Genomic DNA, 7,916 nt, shown 5'->3' with positions numbered 1-7,916 from the left:
ACAACCAAACGAAAATAGCCTGACACTTTAATCGACCAGACAGCACGATCTGTCAGATCAGATCGTGGCTACTACACCAAAGTAATATGCGCTGTGAATAGCTTCTCGGCTACCAACAACCCTCCAATCTTTTCAGGAGCTAATCTCACCTACATCCAACTGAACGACCAAACACCTAGCCCGCCTCGTGGTGCTGTCCCGGTTAACCAATCGCGTTCGCTGCATCTTTCAGCCCTCAAGCTCTTGGATCAAAATTCGGTAATGGCGCGACCATCCACGCTATGTCCGTTTAAGCTAAAAACCACCCTGCCCTTCAGTCAACAGCAGACACAGATGATGCGAGCCTAATTTCAGAGATTGATGCAAATGACCAGCAATTGCGCCATAACGACTCAGAATTGATTTTATAAAATAGATCACGTCAGGTGGACCTGAGGGGATAAAGTTTGTACGAATCGATTGCGAAAGGGTTATGAAATACATCCCCGCAGGTCGACCAGGACTGACTGTCATGACTTGGGAAATGCTGCTAACGCTGGCTTTAGCGGTTCTCGCTATGTTCAGAACCGGCACAGTCGAACTTGGAGTCTTAACAAATACCCATAGCAGTTGCCGTACTGCCTAGCCCGGATATTGCATGAGAGCGGTTGATCGGTCGGGATTTATTCGGGCTAGGCCATCAAATCCGACAGGCTGCTAGAGCCTAAATTATAACCTGCTGTCTTTTCGCGCAAACCATCTCTCCATGCCTCATCTTTACGATTATGAATTGGAAGAGAAGAGACATTCAAACCACTCGCATTGCTCTTTTCATGATCTGAATACCAAGAATTCAGGTTTAGAATCATAGCGTTTTCTAGACTTTCGAATTCCGAACGCCCTGATAAATTACATCTTTCCTCAGGATCGTTCTTTAAATTAAAAAGCTCATTCGGACCTCTTCCGTAGCGATTAATAAACTTATAATTTGGCGTTCGCATCATCCTTAAATCACCGTACTCGCCATAAACAACTTCTGGCCAATCTAGACTCTCTTTTCCCTCTGCCAAAGCGGCAAGGCTCTGGCCAACGCATGGTGTACTACTAACTCCCCCCCACTCGCAAATAGCCTCGAAAAGATCATAATGGTCGACATGGGCGTCAACCTCATGCGATTTCATCACCCCAGGGCCGGATATGATTAAAGGAACACGTATGGACGAATCATACATGTTTAATGGTCGAGTTGAATTACCTTTCCCAAAAAATCCATTATGGCCCATTGCACATCCATGATCAGATGTATATATAACGATTGTATTTTCCAGTTTGCCCGATTTCTTTAGGTAGCTCAATACCCGTTGAATATTACGATCTAACTCTAACACTGCGGCATAGTAGCCTTGATAGTATGTAGTCAAATCATTCGAACTACATGATATACCTCCTTCATTTTTCACCCAAGGGTGAGGTATATATTTCGGAATATCGCCTAAACTCAATTCTTGAGACATGCAGACAAGTTCAGGATCATGGGCACTTGCTTCATACGGTGAGTGCGTAGCAATGTATCCGACATTAAGAAAGAACGGCAAATCATCGGGAACATCTTCAAGCATATCAATCGCACGTGATGTAATATTTTCGCTTTTATTTCCATCAAGTGTGACTTTCACTCCATCCTGATGGTAGGTATAGAGCGAATTGTGATCTCCCTGCCCCCCAGGCAGGCCAAAACAACGATCAAAGCCCCTTGGAGTAAAGTGTGAACGTCCTAGGTGCCATTTTCCAGATAGTATGGTGTAATAGCCACGTGATCGCAGCAATTCTGGTAAAGTAAGGCAGCCACTAAGCCAGTCCCGCGAATCAATTTCCTCATCCCACTCTTGAAGCCAGTCATGAATTCCGACTTGAGAAGGCGTTTGTCCCGTCATCACGCAAGCGCGAGCCGGTGAACAAACTGGGCAAGGGGTAAAAGCATTTCTAAACAGAGTCCCATTAGATGACAACTGACTGAAGCATGGGGTCTTTAAAGCCTTATTTCCGTACTCCGACAACGTCCATGCCCCATGATCATCAGTTAAGAAAAAAAGTATATTAGGCCGCTTAGACATTTCATGTAAAAATACTTAACCCTGATCAATGGACTTTAGCCAATTCATTCCAATTCCATGCTGGCACATCCTTAATTTTATCGATGGGCAACCAAACCGCACTACCATTGACATACACCAGTGCGATTCCTTCTCCATGATGATTTGGCTCTCGATTAAAGGCATTCAAGTTCCACCAGGTCACACCACACGAAACGATGACCCGATCCGGTGGCATCTGAGCAATCACTTTTGAATTTGTAGGATTAGTGCTTGCTTCTGGATTCATCCAATAAGAGCAAATTTTCGTACCGCCACTGGACGCTGATTTGAAATTCTCTTCGACTGCTTGATCTACCTCCGGGCAAATAAGGACGTCAGGCGTCACCTCGATATCTTCGGAAATGTTAAAGTACTGAAAGAGCTCACCAAACTGAACCAGATTTTCACCAACTTTCCATGCAGAAGGATTTAAGTTCCCACTGTCGCGACCATTACTCGGTAATCTCCCCCCATGATCTGTAAAATAGATACTCCATGCGCTCCCCAATTGCCTAACCTGCGAAACGCATTTAGTTTGCCTCGCCCTCGAAATTGCATTTTGCGTAACAACTATTAGTATTGAGGCAAGAGTTGCGACGACAGCGATGCACGCAAGCAATTCAATTAATGTGAATCCATTCACCTGACGTCTGTCTATATTGTAGAGCTGATTTAGGCTATGCTCTTGGGGCTTACAGATATGCATTTCAATGCGATTGGGGTGTTTTTTGAGTGATGAGCAGTCCGATAGACGTGGCTACCGCCTAGCGCTATCGGACATGCATAATTTTCTATGAACTTTTAATTCTTCTGCGCAACCACACTACGAGACCCACAACCGCCCCCAGCATCACAGAGATGGTGGATGGTTCCGGAATAGCGGCAAAGGAGAAGTTATCGATCTGCTGTGAATTCGCACCCGCATTGAAGCGAACGCCAGCGGCAGCGAGAGTGAAGTCAGCGACAGACACACCGGACGCAACAACCGTGCCATTGATTGACAAATCAGCAGTGTCATTGAGAGTGTCCAATTCAAGCAATACAGTGTTGAAACCAGTATTGCCGGAATTAAAGCTATAGCCACTGCTACCAGGCGTCCCATTGGCGACGATGGTTGGCGTGGAATTGAAGCGCGAAAACAGATTAAAGCTACCATCGCCATACAAGTAAACGTAGACCTTTGCGCCGTTCCCACCACCGCCAAAAAAAGAGTTTTGGAGAGTGTCATCCCCCAAGGCCATTTGGATGCCTTGGGTGCCGCTACCAGCGACCTGCAAGTCCATGCTTAAGCTTACGTTGCTATAAGTGCTGACTGCGGGATCGAGCGCTGGAGTGACGTTGCTATCAAAGTTGATTACGGCCAATGCGCCTCCGAGGTTCGGGTCTTCAGCAGTGCCAAATTCGGTGCCCACTACGGCGGTGTTTGCGCTCCAGGTAGCATTGCCAGTAGTCGTTGTAGTGCCATTCAACTGCACTCCATCTCCCAATGCCTCAAAATCATCAGTAATCGAGACGTTGGCATTGGCTACAGATACTCCTGCCCCAAGCATAAAGCTACAGACCAAGCCGGCCATGAAGAGTCGCCCAACGGGCTGTGAGTTAAATGTATTTTTAATGAGGTAATTCGATGCAATCATGGGTATCTAGGTTTTGATGAAAACGTTATTAAAACAAGACATGCCGATTCAGTCAAGAGTTAAGGAACTGGATTTACCATTCATTCGGTATCTCTAGAAGCATGACTCCATAAGGTTGAATAGTCAAATTATCCGTATTAACATTAGCGCGATTCCAAAGGTCATCCACCGAAGCATCTTCCCACTCACCACCAGAAAGCGAGAAATCAAATGCACTATTGCTGTGATTAATAATCGCTAAAATCGGGTTACCTCCACTAATACCTTTTCTCAACTCAAGCGATTCTAGGGCAGTATCCCAAGGACCAGATCCTACATACACAGTTTGATCAGTTAACAGTGGATGTAGAATGGAGTCGCCCTGCAAAACTGGCATGTTCTCCTGCACCACAACCATGCCACCACTCGCACTACTGTAAGATGAGCCATTTACGCCACTAACAGTATTCAGAAAATCCAAGGCATTATCGCTAGCCAAATCCTGCGCACTGAAAGCTTCATCCCAACGATTACTCAAGGTAACAGGCGTTGAGAACCATAGCACACCCCCGTGATCGTCAACCCAAGCCTTAAGAGCTTTGACAGCCGACAATTCAAGACAGTCCGTATGATGCGCAGCTATTAGTTTAACATCTGGCCCTGTGACTGGATCGTTCAGAACCTCACCAGCCAATGAAGTCGGCAGAAAACCAACTCCCGTCGGGAAAGTTCGCATCTGATCATATACGCGACGCGTTTCTTCCATATAATCACCATGATTGCCATGCAAATTACTATCTATTGAGAATAGAACACGCACCGGACTGTCTATATTTGCTAGGTCGTTTAACTTGCCTGCAAGCGATCTCAGACGCAGGGAAGTCCGCCCAATGGCATCTAATGTCAATGGCCAACGCGTCATAGACTCATCTGCACCGACAACATTACTATTCCAATCGGTTCGCGCCCAGATCCAGATCAGACCAACATCTATACCATGAACGACCCCTTCAAACATCCGGTTGGCAATCGCATTTTGATCGTTGGGATTTATATCCTCCAGGAAGTGCCATTCAGTGTTATAGATAGGCTTGCTGGGGTCAAGCGACCGAAGATAGTCCAACCACATTGGGTCATGTCCATCGGTTCCTAATACAGTTTGCGCGGTCTTAACATTTTGCTGCTCATTCAACTGCCCGTAGCCAAAATGCTCATCCCTACCCATTAACTTAACCCATACCTCAGCATGACCAATTGCCGGTTGACTGCGAAGAAAGTCTTTTCGGCCACCCAAAAACTGATTTACCCGATTATCAAGCAGTCTCTGCCAGTCATATTCAGCTGCATTCGAAGTCTCTCTTGCCCTGAAAAATTCACTCAGCGTAATATTATCAAAGTCGCCGAAGTATGAGCCCACATCGTTACCCCACCATCTGGTATCTGCCTCTGATGAGTTTTGATTCTGTTCGGCGGTTGTCGATTCAAAGCCGTACTGAGAATCCGCTCGAGCCCATGCGATCAGCTCCTCCTCAAAAGCAATTGAATCACTAGTCGCGCCATAACCAGGTTCATTCGCAGTCCCTACTGAAACCAAGACTTGAGGATAATTAGTTTCGGAGACTTTTGTAGCAAATTTCGTATACCACTTGTCAAATACATCCGCGGAGCCCTTGGGATTCTCAGGGTCCACAGGATCTGTGTCTACCTTCAATACATTCCATGGAAACATTCCGACCCCCTCTTCGCCCGTGATAACATCATAATAACCCAAGCCTTCCATAATAGACTTATTTGCATAGTGAGATGATAGCAGAATGCTCGTGGCGACGTTATGGGTATAGCCAAGCTCCAAATACTTTTTAACAAACCAAGAGCCATTGCTCGCCCAACCAGCGACTCCCCATCCCGCAGTAATCGAAGTTTCAGCGACCATAGCGTTGAATCCCATCTTGGGCAGATTAGAAACTCCATCAATGGGCCTGGTCAATGCGCCGATCAGGAAGAGCGGATCACTACCTTGGCGAACAGCGCCAGCGCTCGTTGTAACATACTGTGTCGCGTCATAATCACTCACTTCAACTTCAATGACCGTTTCCTCCGCCCGCAGAACTAAATCATACTCCGCGCAGTCCAACAGATATTCGAGATCATCCAGCATCTCCATCACGATTGACCGAGCACGTTGATCCGCGTAATCATATTCGATCCAGCTAGGTAATAGGGCCGAATTCTGTATGACACCTCCGTATTCGTTAAGCTGTTCTCTTTCGCTTAGATAAAATCGAACAACCTCTAACGTGATTTTCGGCTCATCAACGACAATCCCCAGCCCCTCAAGGCTAAGCACTTCCTGATCCAAATCATCTAAGCGATTAGTTAGAATAGCCATCCTACCCCAAATAGTGCCGCTACTATAGATTTCCAATGGAAATGCCGTAGGCAGCTCAGCCACCAGATTTCCGTCAATGTAAAGAGAAACTGAGAACACGTGCTCTCCATATCCGAGCCTCAAGAGCGGATTGGTCACTCTGGCATTGATGTAATTCATTCCGGCGTTTAAAGAAATACCCCCCTCCCAGATAAAACCGTCATCTAACGGGAATGTGGCGGATTCTCCTGAAACCTTCAGGACGGCATCTCCACTGTAATTTGAATCGATCTCCATCTTGAAGCAAAACGGCTCACCATCAGAAAGTTCAAGATTAACGTAGTCAGAAGAATTATCGGGCGCAATTTCCCCAGAGACATACTCATCTTCTGAAATTTGCTGTAAATATATAGCATCTATGCTATTGCCAGTCACCGTGCCCCCACTGCTGTAAACACTTAATTGCGGAAACGGCTCGGGCTCTAGGCGTAAATTATCGATAAAGAAGCGCACCCTCTCATTCTCAGGCACATCTGTAGTATTTAAATTGATCCTAAAGCCATCTACGTTTAAGCGCACTTCATTAATTGGCAATCGCACTTCATTCCACCCAGGTTGTAATTCACCAAACTGGCTCCAAGTCGCCGCAATAATCCCAGGACCATTCCCCAAACCAAGCTGTACAATAAATGGGAATTCCGATGTATCTAGCATCGAATAGCCTGCGGGCAGTTCTTGCAATGAATCCACATAAATATCAAACACCAATTCCTCAGCACCCTGAATATTCATTGCCGGCGAAAGCTTATGCTCCCAAGTAATCCATTTCGGTGCATCGACATTAGATGAAGCCTTTGCTGTAATTTCTATTGCCTTCCCTTGCCTCCCCCCTGGCGCAGGAACAGCAGCATAAGTGGCATCATTGCCATCAGTCTTACCAAATGTATCCCATTCATCATCAAAATCCATACTAGTGAAACTTTCGGGATAAGCGACCCCCTCCTTGATATGGGCATCAGGCGCACTAGAGACAGACACCAGATCTAATGTGGATGTTTCCAACTGAGCGGGAACCAGCTCAAAATTGGCGTTAAAGAGTGCTGGCTGATCTGCAGTACGATTCCACTGAGCTGAATCACCAATAAACTGCCCTCTTCCGCCATTTTCATCAAAGGCTTCAAATCTTACTCGATAGTACACAAATAGCGTATGATCAGGGAGGGATATGTCTTCGTGAACCTCACCAACTTCAACCTTCTGCCCTACTATCGTTTCCACTTCCGAAAGCGGGAAGTAGTGAACACCATCAAGGCTCCATTCGGATGTAGCAATGAATCGATTTGATCCAAGAGAAACTGGCGAAAACAAAGTCAGGTGATTCTGCCACGTTACGCTAGAGGGATAATATCCTGATTCACTAAAGTTAAATTTATAGATAAGCTGCGCAGAAGACACAGGGTTATTATTTTCATCATAAGGCTCAGCCGAGACAAATCCAGTGCCAAGCTGAGTTTTGCAAACGACATTTTCTGTATAATAAACATCAGCTTCAAACTGACCACTATCCATATCTACGTAAGTCAGATAATATTTATAAGAGTTACCATTCAGAACATCGCCATTTGAGATCTTTATTTCTCCACCAAACAAACTGAACGAAGCATAGAAAAAAAACAGGGTAATAGAGCTATAATTCATTGCATTACGGGGTACATATTAAATCATTTATAAAACCTAATTAACGCATGCATGCAGGCGCATGCACTAACAAGTCAGACATTCCCTAGCGGGCAAAAGTCATCAATTTATGTTCGCAAT

4 protein-coding genes are annotated in these 7,916 nt (G+C 45.6%); all 4 read right to left on the bottom strand.

Annotated features, from left to right (window positions below; all coding sequences use genetic code 11):
• Nucleotides 1–671: 671 nt before the first annotated feature.
• Nucleotides 672–2,093, bottom strand: coding sequence for a sulfatase family protein (locus RBB62_RS18855; RefSeq protein WP_309400804.1), 1,422 nt, complete (start codon nt 2,091–2,093; stop codon nt 672–674).
• A gap of 25 nt (nt 2,094–2,118) precedes the next feature.
• The gene (locus RBB62_RS18850; protein ID WP_309400803.1) at nt 2,119–2,820 is read right to left on the bottom strand and encodes a type II secretion system protein; all 702 of its coding nucleotides are present in this window, start codon (nt 2,818–2,820) and stop codon (nt 2,119–2,121) included.
• Nucleotides 2,821–2,905: 85 nt separating this feature from the next.
• Nucleotides 2,906–3,751, bottom strand: coding sequence for a PEP-CTERM sorting domain-containing protein (locus tag RBB62_RS18845; RefSeq protein WP_309400802.1), 846 nt, complete (start codon nt 3,749–3,751; stop codon nt 2,906–2,908).
• A 73-nt stretch (nt 3,752–3,824) separates the two neighbouring features.
• Nucleotides 3,825–7,796, bottom strand: coding sequence for a hypothetical protein (locus tag RBB62_RS18840; protein ID WP_309400801.1), 3,972 nt, complete (start codon nt 7,794–7,796; stop codon nt 3,825–3,827).
• Nucleotides 7,797–7,916 lie beyond the last annotated feature (120 nt).

Source organism: Cerasicoccus maritimus, assembly GCA_031296935.1.
Lineage (GTDB): Bacteria > Verrucomicrobiota > Verrucomicrobiia > Opitutales > Cerasicoccaceae > Cerasicoccus > Cerasicoccus maritimus.
This window is presented reverse-complemented; position numbering and strand designations above follow the sequence as displayed.